Source organism: Microbacterium aurugineum (genome assembly GCF_023101205.1).
Taxonomy (GTDB): Bacteria; Actinomycetota; Actinomycetes; order Actinomycetales; family Microbacteriaceae; genus Microbacterium; species Microbacterium aurugineum.
Window position 1 is genome coordinate 1,696,191 of the sequence record NZ_CP078078.1, and the last position, 21,319, is coordinate 1,717,509.

Below are 21,319 nucleotides of genomic sequence, written 5' to 3' on the forward strand. Positions count from 1 at the left end.
AAGTCGCCCGCGTGGATGAAGCGCACAGGCTGGAGCGTTATACCTGACAGCGACGAGAGGACCACAAAATGGCAGATCGCAGCCTGCGCGGCATCCGGCTCGGCGCCCAGAGCCTACAGAGCGAAGAGGGCGTCGTTTTCATGGAGCGCCGCGAAACGACCTATACCTGTGACACGTGCGGACACGTCACGAACCTGATGTTCGCAGCGGACGCCGAGCCGCCCCAGACGTGGGAGTGCCGTGCGTGCGGCGCGGAAGCCCGTCTGAACGTCGACGGCGAGGCCGTGACGCTCGAAGCAAGCGATGAGAAGGCCGCACGCACCCACTGGGACATGCTGATGGAGCGCCGCACGCGTGCGGAGCTCGAGGAGCTCCTGGAAGAGCGCCTCGCCTTCATCCGCGCCCGTCGCGGTGCAGGAGAAGACCCGACGCGGGAGAAGATCGGGGCTTAACGCCCCCTGGCGCGCCACCACCCGAAGAGGAGCGCGCCGACACCGCCCCAGAGCAGCAGCTGCTGGATGACGGGGCCCAGGAGCACACCCGCTGTGAGGCCGGTACGAAGTTCGACATCGTCGAGCATCGCACCGGCCTCTCCTGCATCGAGGCTCGTGACGGTCGAACCGTCCGCGCGGATGACCTGGCTGGTGCCGACCGTCGACACGTTCACGACACTGCGACCGGTCTCGATCGCCCGCATCCGTGCGAACGCGAGCTGCTGGAGGTTCTCGTCGGTGCCGCGGAAGTCCGCGTTGTTGGTCTGGAACACCAGGACCTCTGCGCCGTCGTTCAGGCCTTCCCAGATGACGTCGTCATAGATGACGTCGAAGCAGATGGCCAGGCCGATCGTGACGCCGTCCACGTCGACGACCGGCGGGTTGGATCCGGGCGTGTACTCCCGTTGGATCAGACCGATCAGATCGGGCGCCAGCGCGTTGAAGAAGGGACGATCCGGAACGTACTCGCCGAACGGGACCGGATGTCTCTTGTCGTGCAGCTGCGTAGCCGTGCCGTCGGCCGTCCAGAGCATCGACGTGTTGAAGTAGACGTCATCGCGCCCCGTCGCCGCGTTGGCGAGCAGAGGCGCATCGATGCGGTTCGAGACGAGCGTCATCCGCCGGGCGATCGCGTCGTTCTGGAACGGATCGGCGTCCAAGGACCCTTCCGGCCACACGAGCAGGTCGACGTCTTCTCCGTACAGAGGTGCGGTGGCGTCCGTCTGCGCCTGGATCACGGCGAACGCTTCGCGCTCATCGAAGTATCCCGTCGGGCCGTTCCCCTGCACCGCCGCGATCCGCATCGAGCCCGAGGGCGAGGTCGGGAAGAGCGGGGTGAACAGCAGCACGAGGATGACGACGGCCGGCGCCGACAGTCGGAGCGGCCACCGCCACAGGCGCAGCCGCACCACCTCGACCAGCATCGCGACCAGCAGCACCATCAGGAAGCTGAGTCCGCTGACCCCGAGCCAGGAGGACACGGGGGCGAGCGGGCTCTCGGCCTGGCTCATGCCGAGCCGGGCCCATGGGAAGCCGCCGTAGGGCCAGGAGCCGACGAAGAGCTCCCTGCCGACCCAGAGAGCGGCCACGACAGCCGGAAGCCCCAGGAGGCGCCCTGCGGTACCGGGGAAGGCACGAGGCAGCCACCGGTAGGCCAGAGCGATCGGAATGAGGGCGAACGCGGTGAGTCCGCCTTCGACGACACTGAGCGCGCCCCAGGGGATGGGACCGAGATAGCGCGACGTCCACGACACCAAGAGCGCGAAGAAGAGAACCCCGTACACGAGTCCGACGAGCAGGGCGCCACCGAAGCGACGGCCGATCAGCGCGACGAGCAGAAGCCCCACGGCGGGGAAAGCGAGAACCCAGACGGCCCCCTCCGGATACGCCAGGTCCATGAGGACGGCGGCGACCCCCGCGGTGAGGACGGCCGCCCAGAGCGGGAGAAGGGCGCGCTGCGGAGCGGGGCGTTCGGGCATCGTGTCCACCCTCACATCGACGAGTAGGCCACGATGCCGCGGCGGACTCCGTCGAGAGCGCTCCGCGCGGTACGCGCCAGCGCGGCATCCTCCGCGACGATCGAGAGTTGATCCAGCAGATCGATGGTCTGCTTGGCCCAGCGCACGAAGTCTCCCGCTGCCATGTCGGCGTCGATCAGGACCCGGTCCAGCGCTCCCCCGCGCGCCCAGGCGTGCATGGCGCCCGCCAGACCGGCGGCGAGCGGCTCGCTGCCGGGAAGATGGTGGTCCTGTTCCAGGTCATCCAACTCAGCCCAGAGCGTGGTGGTCTTCTCGTAGGCGGTGCGGAATGCGCCACGCGGCAGGCCGCGCTCCCCCGAATTGGCTTCATCGCGTCGCGGTTCGTACACGAGGCAGCAGGCCATGGCTGCCAGCGAAGGAGCATCCAAGCCCGCCCAGAGACCCTGTCTCAGGGACTCGGCCACCAGCAGATCCCGCTCGCCGTAGATACGGCGCATCGTGCGTCCGGCATCCGTCAGCGTCGTGTCCGCGCCATCATGCGTCACGTATTCGAGTGTCTCCAAGACCTCGACGACGCGGTCGAACACCCGCGCGACCGTTCCGGTGCGTGTCTCGATCTGGCGCCGGATCCGGTCTGTCTGGCGCTTGAGCTTCCAATAGCGCTCCGCCCAGCGGGCATGAGCCTCGCGGTCGGGACAACGGTGGCACGGGTGGCGCTGCATCTGCGTACGCAGGGTCTGGATGCGCTTCATCCGCTTGTCCCGTGACGCTCGCGGCGCCTGGGAGTCCTGGCGGTTCTTCTTCTCGAGATCGCTCAGTTCGCGGCGGATCGCGGCGTACTCTGGGAAGCTCCCGTGTTCACAAGCCATCGCGCTCTGATAACCGGCGAGCGACTCCTCGGCTTCGCGCACCTGCCGAGCGAGGCCGACGACGGCACGATCCGCCTGGAACTGCGCGAAGGACGACTCGAGGATCTGCCGCGCTCGGGGTTTGCCGAACATGTCGATCAGATTCACGGCCATGTTGTATGTCGGACGGAAGCTCGAGTTCAGGGGGTATGTGCGTCGGGACGCGAGGGCAGCGACGGCCTGGGGATCCATCCCCTCGGTCCACTGCACGACGGCGTGGCCCTCGACGTCGATGCCACGGCGTCCGGCGCGACCGGTGAGCTGTGTGTACTCCCCCGACGTGATCGCGACGCGTGCCTCGCCGTTGAATTTCTCCATCTTCTCGAGCACGACCGTACGCGCCGGCATGTTGATGCCGAGAGCCAGGGTCTCGGTCGCGAACACCACCTTGACGAGCTTGCGCTGATACAGCTCTTCCACGACCTCCTTGAAGGCGGGTAGAAGACCGGCGTGATGAGAGGCGACACCGCGTTCGAGGTTGTCCAGCCACTCCCAGTAGCCCAGGACGTCGAGGTCTTCGTCCTGGAGGGTGCGGGTGCGGTCCTCGACGATGGCCCGGATCTCGGCTCTCTCCTCCGTCGACGTCAGACGGACGCCGGAGCGACGCACCTGCTGCACGGCCGCGTCGCACCCCACGCGACTGAAGATGAAGAAGATCGCCGGGAGGAGGTTCGAGCGCTCCAGAAGGCGCACGACACCCGGACGATCCATCCGTTCGATCCGGCGCGCATTCGCGGCACGGACGGGACGGCGGCCTCCTCGGGAAGGGCGCTGCGCCTGTCGGCCCGCATGCCGGTTGCTCCGATACGCCTGCGCCTGTCGGTTGTTGTCATACGTCGACGTGGTCGATGAGCGGATGCGCATCAACTCCTGGTTGACCTGGGCCGTGGCGAGGCCGGCGCGGTCATCGAACAGGGGAAGCAGGTCGTCCCGCACGAGCACGTGCTGCTCCAACGGCACCGGCCTGATCTCGGAGACGATCACTTCGGTGTCGCCGCGCACCGTGTCGAGCCAGTCCCCGAACTCCTCGGCGTTCGAGACCGTGGCGCTCAGGGAGACCAGCCGCACCTGCGCAGGCAGGTGGATGATGACCTCTTCCCAGACAGCGCCGCGGAAACGGTCAGCGAGGTAGTGGACCTCGTCCATGATCACGTAACGGAGATCCCGGAGCGCCGTGGAGTCGGCGTAGATCATGTTGCGCAGGACTTCGGTCGTCATCACCACGATGCGCGCATTGCCGTTGATGTTGGTGTCGCCGGTGAGCAGTCCCACCTGATCGGCGCCGTAGACGTCGACCAGCTCCCGGAACTTCTGATTCGACAAGGCCTTCATGGGTGTCGTGTAGAACGCCTTGTCGGTCGGCGTCTGCATCGCGAGGTGAATCGCGAACTCGCCGACGATCGTCTTTCCTGCTCCGGTCGGTGCGGCGACGAGCACGCTGCGTCCGTTCTCGAGCGCGTGGCACCCCGCCACCTGGAAGGGATCCAGCTGGAACTTCTGCAACGCCGCGAACGCGGACGACTCCGGGTGCTCGGCCGCCTGGCGCGCCCGGGCGTACTTCTCGGAAGGTGAACTCATACCGCGTCCGGCAGGAGCCCTGACGCATCGTCGCGCTTCCGCTTTCGCCGATCGAAGATGAGGGACAGTCCGGCGGCGGCGAAGAACAGGACGATCAGGATTCCGGCGAGCATCAGCATGCTGACCACGTCGGCTGCCGGCGTCGCCAGGGCCGCGAACACGGTCGCGATGAGGATGGCCACACGCCATCCCTTCAGGATCGCCCGGCCCGACATGACCCCGGACAGATTCAGCGCCACCAGGAACACGGGGAGCACGAAGGAGACGCCGATCACGATCATCAGCTTGAAGACGAAGTCGTAGTACTCCTGCGCGTAGTAGAAGTTGGTTGCGCCGTCCGGGGTGAAGCTCCACATGAGCTCGATCACGTGCGGCATGATCATCACGCCGAGATAGCAGCCGGCGAAGAACAGCGGAACCGCCGCGACGACGAACCCGACGGTGTACTTGATCTCCTTGCGGGTCAGTCCGGGCATGATGAACGCCCAGATCTGCCAGAGCCACACAGGCGCCGAGATGAACAGACCGATGGAGAAGGCGATACGCATGCGCATGTCGAACGCCGACGTGACCGTACCGAAGTTCAACGCGCTGAAATTATCGCCGCGCTTCTCCGTGATGATACGGATCGGTTCCGTGATGAAGTGGATCACGGGGTCCGCCACGATGAACGCGATGACCATCCCGACCACGAGTGCCAGCGCCGCGTACATCAGACGCTTGCGCAGTTCGACGAGATGCGCGCCGAGCGACATCCGTCGATCCCGATCCGCCTTCGGCATCACGGACGGTTCGATGGCTGCCACGGCCGGTCAGGCGCGAGGCGGAGTCTCAGGGTCAGCGCCCGAGTCCTTGGCCGAGGTGGGGTCGGCGACGGTCGAATCTGCGCGGGTCGCGTCTTCTTCCTTCATCGCCTTCATCTCGCCCTTGAACACGCGAGCGGACTGGCCCATGCTCTTCGCGAGCGCCGGCAGCTTGGCGGCACCGAACAGAAGGAGGATCACGGCGAGCACGATAAGCAGGTGCCAGCCTTGCATTCCAGCGAACATGTCAGGATTCCCGTCGTCGGTGAGCGTTCGATTCAGTCTACAGATCAATTCTTCGCATCGGGCTGGTGATACAGCGCGAGTCCCGAGGCGGCCCACTCCCTGGTGGCCGTGCGTGCGACACCGGGATCGATGACCTCCATCGCCCCGCCGAAGCGCGCCGCGAGCCGCTTGATCCCGCGCGGGTCGGCGAGGTGCAGTTGCGTGGCCACGAAACCGTCTACCACCTCGAGCTCCCCCGTGGGGACGAATCCGGCCAGCAGCGGGGCGAGGCGTTCCGGCACGCGCACCGTGACCTCGCGCTCGTCGTCGAGACCGGCGAACGCCTCAGGTACGTGATCCCCGCCGTGGGTGATCGGGATCTGCGTCAGCTGGGGCGCGCTCACACGATCGAGATGGAACGTGCGCATCGCCTGACGCAGGTGGCACCACCCCTGCAGGTACCACTGCCCGTTGGTGATCAGGATCTGCATCGGGTCGACCGTGCGTGTGGTCGGGGCGGCGTCAGGGGCCTGGTAGGTGAAGGAGATCGCGACACCGTCGTGAAGACCACGCGCGACCGCTTCGCGGACCTCGTCGACCGCGCTCGGCGCGACGACGACATCTGCGGGCGCATCGGCGGCGCCACGGGACAACTTCGAGATGAGACCCGCGACGAGTCCGGAATCCGACACCGCGGGCACGGCCGCGACCATCTGGAGGCCTGCGAGCAGGGCCGCGGCTTCACGAGCGGTGAACCGAGGCACTCGCCGCAGCGCGACGTCGTTCGTGATCTCGATGACGTCCTCGAGATCGAGCAGGTCCCAGTTGATGTCGAACATCTCCTGCGGCTGCTGCCAGTACCCGGACTCCCCGGGAAGCCCGATGACGGTGAGCTTCTCTACCATCCCGCGCATCTCCTGCGGCGTGACGCCGAACTCCTCCGCCGCTTCCGCGAGCGAGACCTGGCCGTGTTCGAGGAGATAGGGGACGAGCGTCAGATAGAGCCGGACCCGTTCGGCGGCGAGAAGCGGCTTGGGCTTCGGATTCATCCTGCGTCCTCCGCATCAGCATGCGCATCGACGACTGCTTGGAGCCGGGAGATCACCGCATCGCGGAGCGGGGCGGGCTCGACCACGCGGACCTCTGGGCCGTAGGACGCCAGCTCATCCGCGAGGATGTGCAGATCGACGAAGGGAACATGGATCCCCTGCGTCGCCGGAACCGCGCGTCGTCCGAGGCGGAGCGCGGCTTCGGTGCCGGGCGTGACCTCGAGCAATGCCGAGTTCTCCGACGCGACGCGTTCGAGCCCGGCGAGAGCCCTCTCCCCCGCACCGTCGCGCAGGGACGCATCGAAGCCCGTCGAACTCACCTTGACGTCTCCGACGATCCGGCCCAGCAGGAACGTCCGGTCCTCATCGACATCGACATCGATCCCGAACACATGCCACCGAGCCTCGTAGTCGACGAGGGCGAGGGGACGAATGCGTCGTCGCCGCGGCGCCTCCTCGCCGGGCTTCAGGTAGTCGAATGTGACGACACGACAGCGCTCGATCGCATCCTGGAGAGGAGCGAACGCCGCGTCACGCGCCGTGATGCGTGGGGCGAAGCCGATGATCGGCTCGTCACCGTCGATCCCGAGAGCGCGGATCTTGCGCACGCCGGACTGTGCATCCCCGGAAACGGACTCCGCGCTCCAGACGCTGCCGGCGAGACGCAGCACTGCCAGTTCCGCCGGAGAGAACACGATGTCACTCGGAAGGTCGTATTCTGCCTGCGGAATACGGTAGCGGGCCTCGCGGAGATCGTTCGGATCAGCGGCGTCACCGATCGTCTCGATCGGTACGCCGAGCGTCCGCAACTCGTCCTTGTCGCGTTCGAACATCTTCTCGAGCGCATCGGAACGCGTGCCCGCTTCCGCTCGTTGGCGGTAGCCGGAGACGTTGTCGAGGATCTGCTGCTTCGTCAGCCCGATCTCCGTGGCCATCAGCGCCACGACGAGATTCGTCAGGCGCTCCTCCGCGGGGATACGGGCGGCCATCACTGCGTCGGCGCCGCCACTGCGCCCAGGATGTCGACGACGATCGCGGTGGCGGGAGCGCTCTCTGTTGCGGGGAACACGACGAGGAGCTGCGAACCGACGGTGGCACCCACCATCTGCTCGGCGGCGACGCTCACGCTCGCGTCCTTGCCCCACGAGGACGTGGTCACGGTCTTCTCATCCCAGTCGACGCCCATGACATTGGAGACCACGATGTCGCCCTCCTCGACCTTCGGACCATCGCCCTTGATCAGCGTCTGCGTGACGATCTCGGTCGGCGCCGGAACGTCGGGGACGATGATGCCGGGTGTGCCGTCGGGAGCCCGCACGACGCTGGGAAGGCCGCGCGCGTCATTGAACTGCAACGCACCGGACGCCTTCGACGGCATGACATCGAGCACATCGATGACCGCGACGATGTTCTCCCCCTCGTCGAGTCCGAACGCCTGGACGTTCTGGGCCCCGAAGTCCTCCGGAGTCAGGACGGCGAGGACACGGCTGCCACCGGTGGCGCACTCCAGCACGTCTGCAAGACCCGCGGAACGCTGAGCCCAGTAGTCGATGCTGTGCACGCGGCTCGGGTCGCCGTTGAACTCGGACTTGTAAAGAGCCTTGCCGCTGTCTCCGCCGAAGAAGGCGATATCGAGCACCACGGGCTGGAAGTCCGATCCGAGTGCCAGACCGTCCCCGACGGTGACGTCGGCGAACGAGGTCTCGTCCGTCTTGACCGGGCCGAAGACGTCGACGTCGGGAACCGAGCCGAGGTCACCGCTCACGTCGGCGATGTTCAAGACCTTGTCGTCGGTGCCACGATCACAGGCGGCAGCACTGTCGGGCGACGCGACGGTGCAGCCGGTCAGGGCGAGGACGGCAAGGCTGAGGGAGGCCAGAACGGCGGACGTTTTACGCACGCGCTCCAGTCTATTCCGTCGGGTGCGAGGAATCGCGCGAAGCGGCCGCCAGGCGCGCCCCCTCTGCCGCCTTCTTGGCCTCCCGCGCGCGCTTGCGCAGATTCTTGTCGCTGATCTCGCGGTCGCCGACGGCTCCCGGCGTCCAGGCCTCCACGTCCTCGTCGCCGTAGCTGCTCTTGGACGCACGGCGCTTGACCGAAGGAGCGATCGCTCCCGGGGCGAGTCGGCGCGCGGTGAGGAGGAAGCCGGTGTGGGCGACCATCCGGTGGTCGGGGCGCACCGCGAGTCCCTCGACGTGCCATCCGCGGACCATCGTCTCCGACGCGTCCGGGTCGGTGAAGAGCCCGGTGCCCCTGATGTACTCCGCGACTCGCGAGAGCTGCGTCGCCGTCGCCACGTAGCAGAGGACCACTCCACCCGGGGTGAGCGCGTCGGCGACGGCGTCCATGCACTCCCACGGCGCGAGCATGTCGAGCACGACGCGGTCGACGGATGCCGCCGGCACCTCGGTCGGCAGGGCTTCGACGAGGTCTCCCACGACGACACGCCAGGTGTCCGGGTTCTCACCGAAGAAGGTCTCGACGTTCGCGCGCGCGACATCGGCGAAGTCCTCGCGGCGCTCGAACGAGATCAGTTTCCCTGCCGGACCCACCGCGCGCAGCAGCGACAACGACAGCGCACCGGAACCGACACCTGCTTCGACCACGGTCGCCCCAGGGAAGATGTCCGCTTGCATGACGATCTGGGCGGCGTCCTTCGGGTACACGATCGCCGCGCCGCGCGGCATCGACATCGCGAAGTCACGCAGCAGAGGCCGGAGCGCCAGATAGTCGTGCCCGGAGCTGTTCGCCACGACGGAACCGTCCGGAAGCCCGATCAGGTCACGGTGGCGCAGAACACCCTGATGCGTGTGGAGCTCTCCGTCCTCGCGGAGCGTCACGGTGTGCAGGCGTCCCTTGGGTCCCGTGAGCTGGACACGATCGCCCGCGCGGAACGGGCCGCTCGGCCGCGGCGCGGCGGTATCGGTCATCGGATCGCTCCCGTCGCGGCGCTGTGGCTGTCGAACAGGTCGGTGAGATCGTCGGCGCCACGTCCGGCGAGTGTCGCCCACAGATCGTGCGCACCGAGTCCGTCCAGCGGCACGATGTGCGGCACCGCCAGCGTCACTGCGCCCGAGGCAAGCCCCGCTCGCACCCCGGTGGGCGAGTCTTCGATGACGATGGCCTCGGCGATGTCGACGTCCAGGAGTGCCGCCCCCTGCAGATACGGCTCCGGATGCGGTTTCGGGTTCTCCACGTCATCACCGGCGACGACGATGTCGAACGCCTCGAAGTCGATCAGTTCCACGACGTCCAGTGCCATTCGGCGCAGAGACATGGTCACCAGACCGGTGGGGATTCCCGCGTCCCGGAGATCACGGAGCAGTTCGCGCGCGCCAGGCCGGAACGGGACACCCTGAGTGCGAAGCGACTGCTGCACGACGTCGGTCAGGTGCGAGACGATCGCCTCGGCTTCCATCGCCACACCCGCGTTCTGCAGGATCACGGCGCTGTCGATCAGACCGCTGCCGACGAGTCGCAATGCGTCTTCGTGGCTCCATGATCCGCCGAAGGACTCGACCAGCGCCGTCTCGGCGGCCATCCAATACGGTTCGGTGTCGACGAGTGTTCCGTCCATGTCCCACAGGACTGCGCTGGGCTTTCTGCTCACCGAACCCATGCTAGCCGGGGTGCCACCCGCATCCCGCCGTCGCGGACTAGCCTGGAAGGATCACATCTGCGAACTCGAAGGGAGCCCTCGATGGATGTTCTCGGTCCGCGCATCGTCATCGCCGCCTTCGACGGCTGGAACGATGCGGGTGAAGCCGCAAGCGCTGCGATAGAGGCACTGCGCACATCGACGGAGTACGACCTCGTGCACTCGGTCGACCCCGAGCTCTACTTCGACTACCAGTACACGCGACCGTCGACTCGCATGGATGCCGAGGGCCGCCGCCAGCTCACCTGGCCGGAAGCCGGGCTCTGGCGCCCACGGAACCCCGCGCCCGGCCCGGAGTTCTGGCTGCTCACGGGAGCCGAACCGGCACGTACCTGGCAGGCGTTCGCCTCGGAGTTCATCGACGTCGCTCTGCGCGACGACATCACGGGATTCGTCACCCTCGGTGCGATGCTCTCGGATGTTCCGCATACCCGGCCGATCTCGATCTTCGCGTCCAGTCAGAACGAGCAGCTCCGTGAGGCGCATGGACTCGAACGCTCGCTCTATGAGGGACCGGTCGGGATCCTCACCGTGTTCGAGCACTTCGCCGAGAACGCGGGAATCCCCACGGCGAGCCTCTGGGCCAGCGTCCCCCACTACGTTGCCTCGGCGACGCCTTCACCGAAGGTGACGCTCGCTCTCCTGGATCGGCTGGAGGAGCTCACGGGCGTCGACGTCGACCGCCAGGCGCTCCGCACCGAGGCCGCCGCCTGGGAAGCCTCGATCGATGCGGCAGCGGCCGATGACGAGGACATGGCCGAGTACATCCGCCAGCTCGAGCGCACCCGAGACACCTGGGACTCCCCCGAAGCCTCCGGCGACGCGATCGCGCAGGCTTTCGAGCGCTACCTCCGTCGCCGCGACGACGGACCGGGCGACCGCAAGCGCTGACGCCGGATCAGGCCGCGATCACGCCGGTCCCGAGCAGCACGAGCAGTACCGTGCCCAGCAGGATCCGGTAGATCACGAACGGCAGGAAGCTGCGCTTAGAGATCCAGCTCATGAAGAACGCAATCACCCCGAGTGCGACCACGAAAGCGATGCCGGTGGCCGCGAGAGTGTCCCCGAACGAGAAGAACGACGGCTCGTCCCAGCTCTTGAAGACCTGGTAGAAACCGCTGCCGAAGACCGCGGGAATCGCCAGAAGGAAGGCATAGCGAGCGGCGGCAGCGCGCTCGTAGCCCAGGAACAGCCCCATGGTGATGGTGCCACCCGAGCGGGACACCCCGGGGATCAGCGCCAATGCCTGAGCGAATCCGAAGGCGACGCCGTGGGGGTAGGTCAGGTCGTTGAGCTTACGACGCTTCGCACCGACGTGGTCGGCGACGCCGAGCAGGATTCCGAAAACGATGAGCATGATCGCGACGATCCACATCGACCGCAGGACGGTTTCGATCTGGTCCTGGAAGAGCAGACCCAGGACGACGATCGGGATGCTGCCGATGATGATCATCCACCCCATGCGGGCATCCGGATCGTTGCGCGGGGCCTTGCCGACGAGGGATCGGAACCACTGCGTGATGATGCGGACGATATCGCGCCAGAAGAACACGACGACAGCCGCCTCGGTGCCGATCTGGGTGATGGCGGTGAAGGCCGCGCCCGGGTCTTCCCCTGACGGAAGGAAGGTTCCGAGGATACGGAGGTGGGCGCTGGAGGAGATCGGGAGGAACTCGGTGAGTCCCTGGACGATGCCCAGGATCAGTGCTTCGAACAGGTGCATGGAGGGGCTTTCGGTGTTATCGCGGCACGGAGCGGCCGGCGCTCAGTACGTGCGCAGCAGATCGGCCAGCACACGCTGGCCGAAGACAAGCGATTCTACGGGCACTCGTTCATCGACTCCGTGGAACATCCCTGTGAAGTCGAGATCGGCGGGGAGCTTCAGCGGTGCGAATCCATACCCCGTGATCCCGAGGTAGGCCAGCGCCTTGTTGTCGGTGCCCGCACCGAGGAGGTAAGGGATCACCGGGATGCCCGGGTCGTGACGCCCGATGCTCGCGACCATCGCCTCGACCAGCTCGCCTTCGAATGGCGTCTCCATGCCGATATCTTGCACGACCGTCTCGATCTCGATGTCGTCCCCCACGATGCTCTGGAGCTCGGCGAGCACGTCGTCCTCGGTCCCGGGGATCACGCGGACATCGATGAGCGCCTCCGCGCGCTCGGGAATCACGTTGTGCTTGTATCCCGCGCTGAGGACCGTGGGGTTCGTGGTGGTCCGGAACGAGGAACGCAGGAACGCCTCGGCAGGTCCCGCGGCTTCCGCGAGGGCGTCGGGGTCGTCCACGCTGCGTCCGCTCAGCGCGCTGAGCCCTTCGAGCAGCGCCGTCGTGGTCGGCGTCAGGCGGATCGGCCACCGGGTGCGACCGATCGCCGCCACCGCTTCGGCGAGCTTCGTGACCGCGTTGTCGTCGTGCAGGCGACTCCCGTGTCCCGCGCGACCCTTCGCGACCAGACGGATCCAGATCAGGGCCTTCTCGCCGACTTGCAGCAGGTACGCCCGACGGTCGTCCACCGTGATCGAGTAGCCACCGACTTCGCTGATCGCCGCCGTCGCCCCGGCGAACCACTCGGGTCGGTTCTGCACGACGAGCGTCGACCCTTCGACACCGCCGTTCTCTTCGTCAGCGAAGAAGGCCAGCACCAGATCGCGCTCCGGGCGCTCTCCGGCGCGGAGGATGTCGGCGACTGCGGTGAGGATCATCGCGTTCATGTTCTTCATGTCGACGGCGCCGCGCCCCCACAGCATGCCGTCCTGCACGATGCCGGCGAAGGGGTCAACACTCCAGTCCTCGGCCATGGCCGGCACGACGTCGAGGTGCCCATGAACGACCAGTGCAGGCTTGTCGCGGTCGCGCCCGGGCACCCGCGCCATCACGTTGGTGCGCCGCGCAACGGGTTCGTAGTACTCGACCTCGAGCCCCAACGCTTCCAGGTAGGCCCCGACGTACTCCGCGGCCTCGCGTTCGCCCTTCGCGTTCCCTCCGCCGAAGTTGGATGTGTCGAAGCGGATCAGGTCGCTCGCGACGCGCGCGACCTCCGGGAGAGACGGATCGGTCATGGCTCCAGGCTATCGAAACCACGCGCCACGCCCGGGCGTATGGTTCGGTTCGAGTGCCCGCTGAGGACGTGGTAATGTCATTCTTCGGTCGGCAACGATCATCCAACACCTGCGCGGGTGGCGGAATGGTAGACGCGCTACGTTGAGGTCGTAGTGCCCGTAAGGGCGTGGGGGTTCAAGTCCCCCTCCGCGCACAGACAGCCCCGGAGCATGACTGGTTCGCCAGGAATGCTCCGGGGCTTCTTCGTTCCTGTTCCGGTTCGATCGTGGTCGCTACCTGGTCGGCCATCCGATCGCGGGATACTCCATCGGAGACCGCACCCCGGGCATCATCCATGACGAGGACGGCGCTCTGACGATCACGATCTCCTCGCCTGGATCGGTCAGACTGCCCCGACGCCGAAGAGCACGCCGAGCACATAGGTGATCGCTGCCGCTCCGAAGCCGATCGCGAGCTGACGGAGTGCGCGCCGCAAGGGCGGTCCGCCCGAGAGCACCCCGACCATGGCGCCGGTGCTCAGCAGCGCGATGCCGACCAGCACCAGTGCGACGACGATCGCGTTGGTTCCTTCCAGCCCGAAGATCCACGGCAGCACGGGGATGATCGCGCCGGAGGCGAACAGCAGGAAGCTCGAGACCGCCGCAGTCCAATCGCTGCCGACGATCTCATGGTCGTCCGCGCGCTGGGCGTTGATCGGACCGGTCGCGGCTCCGCGTACCCCGGCCTGCGCGGCGGTGACGATACGCCGAGCGCGAGCCAGCGACTCCTCCTGTTCCATGCCGCGCGCGCGATAGACGAGCGCCAGTTCGTTCTCGTCGATGTCGAGGTCTCCCGCGGACGCCGTGGCATCGTCGTTGGCGGCGGTGGCTGCGAGCAACTCGCGCTGCGACCGCACGGACACGAACTCTCCCGCGCCCATCGACAGGGCGCCGGCGAGGAGGCCGGCGATGCCGCTGAACAGGACGAACCCCGAGCTGACCCCGGTCGCACCGATGCCGAGCACGAGAGCGAGATTGCTCACGAGGCCGTCGTTGGCACCGAATACGGCAGCGCGAAACGAGCCGGAGAGGCGCCGTCGGCCTCGAGCCGCGAGCCCACGGACGACCTCATAGTGGACCTTCTCGTCGGCACGCATCGCCGGGGTCGCATACTGCTCGGAGTCATACGGCGAACGCGCTTCGGCGTTCTGCGCGAGGGCCAGCACGAAGATCGATCCGAACCGACCGGCCATCCAGCCGAGCATCCTCGACCGGACACCCGCCCGGGGGAGCTTCTCGGGCTCCGCTCCGAGCAGATCGAGCCAGTGCTGCTCGTGTCGACGTTCCGCATCAGCGAGGCTGAGCAGGATCTCCCGCTCCTCCCCCGTGCGTCGGGCTGCGAGCTTCTGGTAGACGGAGCCCTCAGCGCGCTCCTCGACGAGATAGCGGGCCCAGCGCCGACGGTCGGCGGGGGTCGGGGTGTCGGCAGCGGGCGCTGTCATGGATCCTCCAGAACGGGCAATGCCCGGGCGCGGGCAACCGTTCCACGCTATCCGGACCGCCCCGCCGACACCTCGCTCAGACGCGGATTGACAGCATTTCGGGGATCCGAATCGGGCGGCACGAGGTCGCGTCCGACACGCACCGATCGCTCAGCTCAGGAGCGCACGCGCTTGCGCAGGACCTCGATGCGCGACTGCAGTTGCGTCACCGTGGCTTGTGCGACCGCGGGGCCGCCGCAGATCCGCCGAAGTTCGGCATGGACCGCGCCGTGCGGTTCGCCCTTCTGCCGGGCGTACAGGCCGACGAGGCTGTTCAACAGCTGTCGCTGCTCCTTCAGCGTGCGGTGAAGCGGCGGGGGCAGCGTCGTCGTCTCGGCGGGGCCCGCGGAGGCCTCCCGAGCCTCCCGCAACCGGGATTGCCGCGATTGTCGCTGCATGAGCAGCTCATGCACGTGCTCGGGTTCGAGGAGCCCGGGGAATCCGATGAACTCCTCTTCCTCCGGCGTACCCGGCTCGGCCAGCTGACCGAACTCCTGGCCCTCGAACACGACCCGATCGAAGTGGGCGACCGAGGAGAGCGCCTGATAGCTGAACTCCTGTGTCAGCGCGTCAGACGTCTCCTCTTCCCGGTTCGCACTCTCGAGCAACGAATCATCGAGACCGTCTTCCTCTTTCGACTGACGGTCGAGCGCGTGATCGCGCTGTTTGTCCATCTCGTTCGCCAGGCCCATGAGCACAGGCACCTGCGGCAGGAACACACTGGCGGCCTCACCGCGACGGCGGGCTCGCACGAACCGACCGATGGCCTGCGCGAAGAACAGAGGCGTCGAGGAGGAGGTGGCGTACACGCCGACAGCGAGCCGCGGCACATCGACGCCTTCCGAGACCATGCGCACGGCGACCATCCACCGGTCCGTGCTCGCGCTGAACTTCTCGATGCGTTCGGAGGCCGTGGCGTCGTCGGAGAGCACGATCGTCGGCTGTTGACGTGTGATGCTGTGGAGGATCTTCGCGTAGGCGCGCGCGACCGTCTGATCCGTGGCGAGGACGAGCCCGCCGGCATCGGGAACGTGGTGGCGGATCTCGGTGAGGCGTCGGTCCGCTGCGGACAGCACCGCGGGCATCCAGTCGCCCTCGGGATCGAGTGCCGTGCGCCAGGCCTGCGACGTCACGTCCTTCGTGTTGTCCTGACCGAGATGCGTCTCGAGCTCGTCGCCCGTGGTCGTGCGCCAGCGCATCTTTCCGGCATACATGTGGAACAGCACCGGCCGCACGACGCCGTCCGCCAACGCCCGCCCGTAGCCGTAGTTGTAGTCGGTGCGTGAGACGCGCGCACCGGACTCGTCGGGGTGGTACTCGACGAACGGGATCGGTGCCGTATCGCTTCGGAACGGGGTCCCCGACAACAGCAGACGCCGCTTCGCGGGGCCGTACGCATCGCGGATGGCGTCTCCCCAGCTCAACGCATCCCCGCCGTGATGCACCTCGTCGAGGATCACGAGGGTCTTCGCGTCTTCCGTCAGATGCCGATGCACGGAGGACTTCGCCGCGACCTGCGCGTAGGTCACGACGGCACCGTGATAGTGCCGCGCCGGTGCCCAGTCGCTGTTGCGGAACCGAGGATCGAGGCGGATGTGCACCCGCGACGCGGCATCCGCCCACTGCGTCTTGAGGTGTTCCGTCGGCGCGACGACGATGATCCGATTGACCTCGCCCGTGCGCATCAGCTCGACCGCGAGAGTCAAGGCGAAGGTGGTCTTGCCGGCACCGGGTGTGGCCGCGACGAGGAAGTCCCGTTGGTCGTCGCGGAAGTACTGGTCCAGCGCTTCCTGCTGCCAGGCACGCAGCTTGCTCGCGGTTCCCCATGGGGCACGCTGAGGAAAGGACGGAGAGAGCATCGACTCCACGATAATCGTTGCCGACGACACTGCGTCACTCGCCGCACTCCCCCGCGCGCGCCCCGCCCATCAGTGGGTCCCTCGGGGTAGGATCTGTCACGGCGCTGCGGCCACCGCCGCTCCGCGGAACGTTCGCGAAGGAGAGCTGGATGACCGACCAGGATTCGACTCGGACCCCCTATGTACCCAACGAGACGGCGCATCCGTGGCGCCGGTTCGTGGCACTCGGCGACTCGTTCACCGAGGGGATCGGCGACCCCGATCCGGCACATCCGGGAAGCCACCGCGGCTGGGCTGACCGCGTCGCCGAAGTCCTCGCCGCGCAGGTGGACGACTTCGCCTATGCGAACCTCGCGGTGCGCGGCAAGCTGATCGCGCAGATCGTCGCCGACCAAGTCGAGCCCGCGGTGGCGCTGCGCCCGGACCTCGTGTCCATCTGCGCCGGCGGCAACGACGTGATCCGCCCGGGCACCGATCCGGATGCGATCGCCAGCCAACTCGACGACGCCGTCGCCCGCCTCGCTTCGACGGGGGCGGCAGTGCTGCTCTTCACCGGTATCGACACCGGCTTCACGCCGGTGTTCCGCGCCTTCCGAGGGAAGGTCGCGATCTACAACGAGAACGTCCGTGCGATCGCCGAGCGCCACGACTGCATCGTCGCCGACCAGTGGGCGCTCAAGGTCGTGCAGGACATGCGCTTCTTCGACGACGACCGCCTCCACTACAACGCACTCGGCCACCACGAAGTCGCCCGGATGGTGCTGCGCGCCCTCAACGTCCCGAACGATCTCGAGTCCATGCAGCCCGAGCCCTTCCCGCTGCGGACCTGGCGGGAGGCGCGGTCGGAAGACCTCGGCTGGGCACGGGAGCATCTGGTCCCGTGGGTGCTCCGTCGGCTGCGGCACCAGTCATCCGGCGACAACATCGCCGCCAAGCGGCCCGAGCCCTCGCCGGTCGTGCTGCCCGAAAGGGACTGAGCTTCAGCGCTGCATCGCCCAGAGCGCGACCGCGGCCGCCGATGCCACGTTCAGCGAGTCCACTCCCCCGCTCATCGGGATCGTGACGATGTGATCGGCCGCGTCGAGCGCCGTCCGGGAGAGACCGTCCCCCTCGGAGCCCATCACGAGTGCGACGCGCTCCGGCCGTGCGGCTGCGTACGCATCGAGCGACACGGCATCATCGCGCAAGGCGAGCGCGGCGATGTCGAACCCGGCGGCGTGGAGGTCCTCGACCGCGGAGCCCCAGTCGACGATGCGTGTCCACGGCACCTGGAACACCGTTCCCATGCTGACTCGGACGCTCCGCCGGTACAGCGGATCCGCGCCACCCGGCGACACCAGGACGGCATCGGCGCCCAGTCCGGCCGCCGCCCGGAAGGCCGCCCCCACGTTCGTGTGATCGCCGATGTTCTCCAGGATGAGGACGAGCGTCGCCCCTTCCAGCACCGTGCGAACGGACGGCAGCTCCGGGCGGTGCATCGACGCGATCGTCCCGCGATGCACGGCGAAGCCGGTGACGGCCTCGGCGACCTCGTCGGGGACGACGTACACCGGCACGTCGAAGGCACCGACGATCGCACGGATGTCCTCCACCCGGCGCTCCTGCACCAGGACGGAGCGCGGAAGGTGTCCGGCGGCGATCGCCCGGGCGATGACCTTCGTCGATTCCGCGATGTACAGCCCGCCCGCCGGTTCATTCAGTGCTCTGAGAGCCGTGTCCGTGAGCCCGCGGTAGTCGTCGAGGCGTGGATCGTGGACGTCGGTCACCGGGAACAGTTGCACGACTCCCACTCTGCCACCGCCGCGCTCGACGCGCGCAAGGGGCGTCTCGCGCGATCCCCCGTCGACGCCACACCGTAGACTCGCTCGAGGAGGTCCCCGTGAGCGTGTCGAACACCGCCGAGCTGTCGGCCACCGTCGCCTACGCCGCAGAGCTGCTGCACGGCAAGCGCATCGCCCTCTTGACCGGAGCAGGCATCTCCACGGACTCGGGCATCCCCGCCTACCGCGGCGAGGGAGCCCGAACGCGCAGCGACCCGATGACGATCCAGACCTATCTCGGCGACGAAGCGGCGCGGCGACGCTACTGGGTGGGCGGGCATCTGGGCTGGCGTGCCTTCGCCAGTGCCGCCCCCAACCCCGGGCACACAGCTCTTGCTCGACTCGAAGCCGCCGGCAAAGTGTCCGGGGTCACCTGCTCGCGGATACGCCGGCGAAGTCGAGATGGAAGACGTTCGTCGAAAAGTACCTGCCTGAGCGGGCGATCTGGACGTCCTTGTCGATCGCGCCGTTCTACATCGCGCTGATGCTCCTCGGTATCGGCGTGCTCGCCGTGTCGATCTGTTGAGCTCGCATCACCGATCCTGTCGAGGACGCCTCAGGGATTCGGGCTCATGGAACCAGCGGGCAGGTTCGGCGCCTAGGCAACACTCTTGACGCGCCCGGGTAATTCCGCGGTGTTGATGCCGGCGCGCCCTTGGCCGTCTCACGTGGGAGGACCGCGAAGTACGTTCTTGCCAACACGGCGTCGCCGACCTCGACAGGGATGTCACTGCAGATGTCGTCACTTGAGTTCGCGTAGAACAATTCGAGCGCCTTCAACGACGGGCTGCGGAGATTCGCGTCGTCGTGCGTGTGGTGCCATGCTCGGGACGGCGCGCACGAAGAAGTATCGAGGAGGATATTGCTCAGGCCTTGCCGACCTAGCGAAGCTTGTCGTCGCCCGACGCTCTTGTCGCGGTGCGCCACCCGGATCTGCATGGAGCCTGAAATGCCGTTGAACCTGCCCGAATTTCTCGCCGAGCATCCAGTGGATCGAACGCGAGTTGACGCGCACCATCAACGTCTACTCACTGAGGTTGCGAGGCTCGCCGCGGATAGCGCACGAAAAGATGACCAGCCAAATAACTGCTCACCCGCGCCTCAGCCCTCATCGCCAACGAGGCGCAGCACTGGGCGCTGATCGGGCTCGCCGAGCAGGTCACGGACCTGGGCAGGCGCCAGCCGCAAGATCTCAGCGAGCGCGGGCACCGTCGCCCCCTGCTCAGCGGCGAACTCCGCCGCCTTGCGCAGCAGTGTCGGCATCTCCCCCGGGTATGCGCTCGTCGGGTCCGCGGACGGATCGTCGACCTTGGCGAGGCGCTGATAGGCGCGTCGTGCCGAGGAGTCGGTGGTCCGGCCACGCTCCACCATCCGCCGAACGAGCGAGTGCGGCGAGACCCCCCAGGTCCGCCCGAGTCGATCGAGGGCCGCGAGGTCGAGACGCTGCGGAAGGGCAGCGTCCATCGATGCCGCCGGTGTGAGGAACGCCGCCGCGAACTCATCGGCCTCCCGCTCGATGGCGGTGCTCTGCTCCCCCGACTCGGCGTGGAGCAGCAGGTGGCCGATCTCGTGGGCGATCGAGAACCTGTGCCGGAAAACATTCTCGCTGCGGCGCGGCGTCGTGACCACGATCGGTCGGTCCAGGATCACAGACGAGAACGCGTCCACCGCATCGACCTCCCCCAGCGGGCGCACGACCACGACGATCCCCCGCGACTCCGCGGTGGCGACCAAATGCCGCACCGGCCCATCCGGCAGACCCCAGTGCCGACGCAGCGACGCAGCCGCTTCACCCGGGCTCGTCCCAGACAGCAACTTCGGAAGATCCGCCTCCGGGAGCTTGACGTACCGCTCTAGCGCGAAAGTCAACTCCCACACCAGCGTTGCGGTCGAGAGCGCTCGCTGGCGGTCGCTGACCCGCGCCGAGCGCAGGCTCCGGAAATGCGCGTGCACGGTGTCGATGCGCGCGAGCGGCCTGCCCACGGTGAAGAACCCGGGACGCACCTTCAACGTCGTCGCGATCCGCTCGACCACATCGGCACGAGGAGAGTTCACCCCCGCCTCGTACTGACCGATCGCTGCAGCCGAGACCCCGACCGCTGCCGCGAGCTCCGTCTTGCTCAGGCTCTGGCGCACGCGAGCCTGCGTCAGCCGCGCAGGCTCGAACCTCCCCTGGCCATCCGAGGAGCCTGGGAGATCGAACAGCCCAGGGTACTTGTCACGCATCCAACGACCGTCCCTGCTTCTGCAACTCGAGCGAAGGCACGATCGGAGTGCCGCTGTCGAACGACTCGACGTCGGCGGTCGCGTCGCCGCTCTCGGCCGGGTGCTCCCAGATGGTCTCCATGCCGAGAGGGCGCACCGTGCCGTCGACGTACTCGGCGACGGCCCACTCAATCGAGGTGAGCTGACGCGGAGTGGAGTGGACCATGACGAGCACCACGGACATGACCTCGCCCGCCGCGCGCACAGCACGTTCGAATTCCGCCTGCTCGCTCGCATTGCGGACATCGTCGCCACCCTCGACGAAGCTGGTGCCGAACAGCCCCACCGGCTCCTGCGCGAAGAACCCGTTCATGCGCGTCTTGCTCGACGCGAACCCGCCCACAGCGTCCGGCGTCGCCGGTACCCGCCAGACGAACAGCAAGCACCCGTTGACGATCGGCAGCCGGTAACCCGCGGGCTTGAGCTTGTACGGCAGATAGCCACGCTCCTTGAACGCGTCGACCGTGTCCTCCTGGAGATCCCGCCACTGCCCACCGAAGCCGATCGCGTACCGCGTCGCCGCCGCCTGGTGCGCATCCGCCGCCAGCGCATGACGCGCCTGCACGACCTCGACAACCAGATCACGCGCGCCTTCAGAATG

The 21,319-nt window shown here is 67.4% G+C and carries 19 protein-coding genes, 1 tRNA gene and 1 pseudogene; 5 read left to right on the forward strand and 16 right to left on the reverse strand.

The features are described 5' to 3' along the window. The first annotated feature begins 68 nt into the window (after positions 1-68). Positions 69-452, forward strand: a complete 384-nt coding sequence (locus KV397_RS08250; RefSeq protein ID WP_047519600.1) for an RNA polymerase-binding protein RbpA — start codon at positions 69-71, stop codon at positions 450-452. Here KV397_RS08250 and lnt read toward each other — a convergent pair. From lnt to KV397_RS08295, 9 genes are read right to left on the reverse strand one after another with little or no spacing between them, the layout of a single operon-like run. Next, the gene (gene lnt, locus KV397_RS08255; protein ID WP_261812600.1) at positions 449-1,972 is read right to left on the reverse strand and encodes an apolipoprotein N-acyltransferase; all 1,524 of its coding nucleotides are present in this window, start codon (positions 1,970-1,972) and stop codon (positions 449-451) included. The two genes, KV397_RS08250 and lnt, sit on opposite strands and share 4 nt — an antisense overlap. A gap of 11 nt (positions 1,973-1,983) precedes the next feature. Further along, positions 1,984-4,458: a DEAD/DEAH box helicase gene (locus KV397_RS08260; RefSeq protein WP_261812601.1), complete on the reverse strand. Its 2,475-nt coding sequence runs from the start codon at positions 4,456-4,458 to the stop codon at positions 1,984-1,986. Further along, positions 4,455-5,213 (reverse strand): twin-arginine translocase subunit TatC, encoded by a 759-nt coding sequence (tatC, locus tag KV397_RS08265; RefSeq protein ID WP_131491103.1) that lies wholly within the window; start codon positions 5,211-5,213, stop codon positions 4,455-4,457. Before tatC ends, KV397_RS08260 begins: the two co-directional genes overlap by 4 nt. 57 nt (positions 5,214-5,270) lie before the next feature. Beyond that, on the reverse strand, positions 5,271-5,507 hold the full coding sequence (tatA, locus tag KV397_RS08270; protein WP_047519604.1) for a twin-arginine translocase TatA/TatE family subunit: 237 nt from the start codon (positions 5,505-5,507) through the stop codon (positions 5,271-5,273). A 44-nt stretch (positions 5,508-5,551) separates the two neighbouring features. Continuing rightward, on the reverse strand, positions 5,552-6,535 hold the full coding sequence (locus KV397_RS08275; protein ID WP_131491014.1) for a helix-turn-helix transcriptional regulator: 984 nt from the start codon (positions 6,533-6,535) through the stop codon (positions 5,552-5,554). Continuing rightward, positions 6,532-7,524: a helix-turn-helix transcriptional regulator gene (locus KV397_RS08280; protein ID WP_232761860.1), complete on the reverse strand. Its 993-nt coding sequence runs from the start codon at positions 7,522-7,524 to the stop codon at positions 6,532-6,534. Before KV397_RS08280 ends, KV397_RS08275 begins: the two co-directional genes overlap by 4 nt. Next, a complete protein-coding gene (locus tag KV397_RS08285) occupies positions 7,524-8,435 on the reverse strand; it encodes an FKBP-type peptidyl-prolyl cis-trans isomerase (RefSeq protein ID WP_153244112.1) in 912 nt (303 codons plus the stop codon). Before KV397_RS08285 ends, KV397_RS08280 begins: the two co-directional genes overlap by 1 nt. 10 nt (positions 8,436-8,445) lie before the next feature. Further along, a complete protein-coding gene (locus KV397_RS08290) occupies positions 8,446-9,465 on the reverse strand; it encodes a tRNA (adenine-N1)-methyltransferase (protein ID WP_261812602.1) in 1,020 nt (339 codons plus the stop codon). After that, positions 9,462-10,145 carry an HAD family hydrolase gene (locus KV397_RS08295; protein ID WP_256536394.1) on the reverse strand — a complete coding sequence of 228 codons (684 nt, stop codon included), beginning with the start codon at positions 10,143-10,145 and terminating at the stop codon, positions 9,462-9,464. The genes KV397_RS08290 and KV397_RS08295 overlap by 4 nt, the downstream gene beginning before the upstream one ends. A gap of 90 nt (positions 10,146-10,235) precedes the next feature. Between KV397_RS08295 and KV397_RS08300 the strand changes: the two genes are divergently transcribed. Beyond that, positions 10,236-11,084 (forward strand): PAC2 family protein, encoded by an 849-nt coding sequence (locus tag KV397_RS08300; protein ID WP_261812603.1) that lies wholly within the window; start codon positions 10,236-10,238, stop codon positions 11,082-11,084. A gap of 7 nt (positions 11,085-11,091) precedes the next feature. On the opposite strand, the gene KV397_RS08305 is transcribed toward KV397_RS08300, so the two are convergent. Then, on the reverse strand, positions 11,092-11,916 hold the full coding sequence (locus tag KV397_RS08305) for an undecaprenyl-diphosphate phosphatase (protein WP_047519616.1): 825 nt from the start codon (positions 11,914-11,916) through the stop codon (positions 11,092-11,094). A gap of 42 nt (positions 11,917-11,958) precedes the next feature. After that, positions 11,959-13,254: a M20/M25/M40 family metallo-hydrolase gene (locus KV397_RS08310; RefSeq protein ID WP_261812604.1), complete on the reverse strand. Its 1,296-nt coding sequence runs from the start codon at positions 13,252-13,254 to the stop codon at positions 11,959-11,961. 111 nt (positions 13,255-13,365) lie between these two features. Here KV397_RS08310 and KV397_RS08315 point away from each other — a divergent pair. After that, positions 13,366-13,448: transfer RNA gene (locus tag KV397_RS08315), tRNA-Leu, on the forward strand. A gap of 189 nt (positions 13,449-13,637) precedes the next feature. On the opposite strand, the gene KV397_RS08320 is transcribed toward KV397_RS08315, so the two are convergent. After that, on the reverse strand, positions 13,638-14,735 hold the full coding sequence (locus KV397_RS08320) for a VIT1/CCC1 transporter family protein (RefSeq protein ID WP_047519620.1): 1,098 nt from the start codon (positions 14,733-14,735) through the stop codon (positions 13,638-13,640). Between the two features lie 155 nt (positions 14,736-14,890). Next, positions 14,891-16,633 carry a DEAD/DEAH box helicase gene (locus KV397_RS08325; protein WP_131491007.1) on the reverse strand — a complete coding sequence of 581 codons (1,743 nt, stop codon included), beginning with the start codon at positions 16,631-16,633 and terminating at the stop codon, positions 14,891-14,893. A gap of 149 nt (positions 16,634-16,782) precedes the next feature. On the opposite strand from KV397_RS08325, the gene KV397_RS08330 reads away from it, so the two are divergent. Next, complete coding sequence (locus tag KV397_RS08330) at positions 16,783-17,610, forward strand: SGNH/GDSL hydrolase family protein (protein ID WP_131491006.1); 828 nt, start codon at positions 16,783-16,785, stop codon at positions 17,608-17,610. A gap of 3 nt (positions 17,611-17,613) precedes the next feature. On the opposite strand, the gene KV397_RS08335 is transcribed toward KV397_RS08330, so the two are convergent. After that, on the reverse strand, positions 17,614-18,414 hold the full coding sequence (locus KV397_RS08335) for a TrmH family RNA methyltransferase (RefSeq protein WP_131491005.1): 801 nt from the start codon (positions 18,412-18,414) through the stop codon (positions 17,614-17,616). Positions 18,415-18,512: 98 nt separating this feature from the next. Between KV397_RS08335 and KV397_RS08340 the strand changes: the two are divergent. Next, a pseudogene (locus KV397_RS08340) lies at positions 18,513-18,839 on the forward strand (Sir2 family NAD-dependent protein deacetylase); the annotation flags it as partial. A 715-nt stretch (positions 18,840-19,554) separates the two neighbouring features. On the opposite strand, the gene KV397_RS08345 reads toward KV397_RS08340, so the two are convergent. Continuing rightward, a complete protein-coding gene (locus KV397_RS08345; protein ID WP_261812605.1) occupies positions 19,555-20,679 on the reverse strand; it encodes an XRE family transcriptional regulator in 1,125 nt (374 codons plus the stop codon). Next, entirely contained in the window at positions 20,672-21,283 is a 612-nt protein-coding gene (locus KV397_RS08350) for a hypothetical protein (RefSeq protein ID WP_261812606.1), read from the reverse strand. The genes KV397_RS08345 and KV397_RS08350 overlap by 8 nt, the downstream gene beginning before the upstream one ends. Positions 21,284-21,319 lie beyond the last annotated feature (36 nt).

Coding starts and splice junctions, on each gene's coding strand:
- KV397_RS08280 (WP_232761860.1), bottom strand. CDS start 7,524: ATGGCCGCCCGTATCCCCGCGGAGGAGCGCCTGACGAATCTCGTCGTG.
- KV397_RS08300 (WP_261812603.1), top strand. CDS start 10,236: ATGGATGTTCTCGGTCCGCGCATCGTCATCGCCGCCTTCGACGGCTGG.
- KV397_RS08260 (WP_261812601.1), bottom strand. CDS start 4,458: ATGAGTTCACCTTCCGAGAAGTACGCCCGGGCGCGCCAGGCGGCCGAG.
- KV397_RS08325 (WP_131491007.1), bottom strand. CDS start 16,633: ATGCTCTCTCCGTCCTTTCCTCAGCGTGCCCCATGGGGAACCGCGAGC.
- KV397_RS08305 (WP_047519616.1), bottom strand. CDS start 11,916: ATGCACCTGTTCGAAGCACTGATCCTGGGCATCGTCCAGGGACTCACC.
- lnt (WP_261812600.1), bottom strand. CDS start 1,972: ATGCCCGAACGCCCCGCTCCGCAGCGCGCCCTTCTCCCGCTCTGGGCG.
- KV397_RS08250 (WP_047519600.1), top strand. CDS start 69: ATGGCAGATCGCAGCCTGCGCGGCATCCGGCTCGGCGCCCAGAGCCTA.
- KV397_RS08275 (WP_131491014.1), bottom strand. CDS start 6,535: ATGAATCCGAAGCCCAAGCCGCTTCTCGCCGCCGAACGGGTCCGGCTC.
- KV397_RS08345 (WP_261812605.1), bottom strand. CDS start 20,679: ATGCGTGACAAGTACCCTGGGCTGTTCGATCTCCCAGGCTCCTCGGAT.
- tatC (WP_131491103.1), bottom strand. CDS start 5,213: ATGTCGCTCGGCGCGCATCTCGTCGAACTGCGCAAGCGTCTGATGTAC.
- KV397_RS08310 (WP_261812604.1), bottom strand. CDS start 13,254: ATGACCGATCCGTCTCTCCCGGAGGTCGCGCGCGTCGCGAGCGACCTG.
- KV397_RS08320 (WP_047519620.1), bottom strand. CDS start 14,735: ATGACAGCGCCCGCTGCCGACACCCCGACCCCCGCCGACCGTCGGCGC.
- tatA (WP_047519604.1), bottom strand. CDS start 5,507: ATGTTCGCTGGAATGCAAGGCTGGCACCTGCTTATCGTGCTCGCCGTG.
- KV397_RS08330 (WP_131491006.1), top strand. CDS start 16,783: ATGACCGACCAGGATTCGACTCGGACCCCCTATGTACCCAACGAGACG.
- KV397_RS08290 (WP_261812602.1), bottom strand. CDS start 9,465: ATGACCGATACCGCCGCGCCGCGGCCGAGCGGCCCGTTCCGCGCGGGC.